This window comes from Ruegeria sp. ABD4_443 (assembly GCF_056160865.1).
In genome coordinates this window covers 1-1,140 of the sequence record NZ_JBSWYA010000021.1, presented here as the reverse complement: position 1 = coordinate 1,140, position 1,140 = coordinate 1, and the positions used below count along the sequence as shown (strand labels likewise).

General features: G+C 59.5%; 1 protein-coding gene. It reads right to left on the bottom strand.

Translation table 11 applies throughout. The features are described 5' to 3' along the window. Positions 1 to 51 precede the first annotated feature (51 nt). A partial coding sequence (gene tuf / locus ACXAG8_RS18485) for an elongation factor Tu (RefSeq protein ID WP_475230684.1) occupies positions 52 to 1,140 on the bottom strand: 1,089 nt, incomplete at its 5' end.

Here is a 1,140-nt window from a genome sequence, read left to right as displayed (position 1 = left end):
GTGGGCTCTCATTGCTCTTTCAGAGCAACTGCCGCCCACCGCTTTCCAAAATTATTCGATAATTTTGGAAACGACACCAGCGCCGACGGTGCGGCCGCCTTCGCGGATGGCGAAGCGCAGGCCGTTTTCCATCGCGATCGGCGCGATCAGCTCAACGCCGAACGACACGTTGTCGCCGGGCATGACCATCTCGGTGCCTTCCGCCAGGGTCACGGTGCCGGTCACGTCAGTTGTACGGAAGTAGAACTGCGGACGGTAGTTCGCGAAGAACGGGGTGTGACGACCGCCTTCTTCCTTGGTCAGGATATAGGCTTCGGCTTCGAACTTGGTGTGCGGTGTAACCGAACCCGGCTTACACAGAACCTGGCCACGCTCAACGCCTTCACGGTCAACACCACGCAGCAGGGCGCCGATGTTGTCGCCCGCTTCACCGCGGTCCAGCAGCTTGCGGAACATTTCAACGCCGGTGCAGGTGGTCTTGGTGGTGTCGCGGATGCCGACGATTTCGATCTCGTCGCCAACGTTGATCACGCCACGCTCGACACGGCCCGTCACAACGGTACCACGGCCCGAGATCGAGAACACGTCTTCGATCGGCATCAGGAACGGCTGGTCAACAGCACGCTCAGGGGTGTCGATATAGTCATCAACAGCCGCCATCAGTTCCTTGATCTTCTCTTCACCGATTTCAGGCTTGTTGCCTTCCATCGCGGCCAGAGCCGAACCTGCGATGATCGGAATATCGTCGCCGGGGTATTCATACGAAGACAGCAGCTCGCGGATTTCCATTTCCACCAGTTCCAGCAGCTCTTCGTCGTCGACCTGGTCAACTTTGTTCATGAACACGACCATCTTCGGGATGCCAACCTGGCGGCCCAGCAGGATGTGTTCGCGGGTCTGCGGCATCGGGCCGTCAGCGGCGTTCACAACCAGGATCGCGCCGTCCATCTGGGCGGCACCGGTGATCATGTTCTTGACGTAGTCGGCGTGGCCGGGGCAGTCGACATGCGCATAGTGGCGGTTGTCGGTCTCGTATTCCACGTGGGCGGTCGAGATGGTGATGCCGCGCGCTTTTTCTTCCGGCGCGCCGTCGATTTGGTCATACGCTTTGAAGTCACCGAAATACTTGGTGATCGCTGC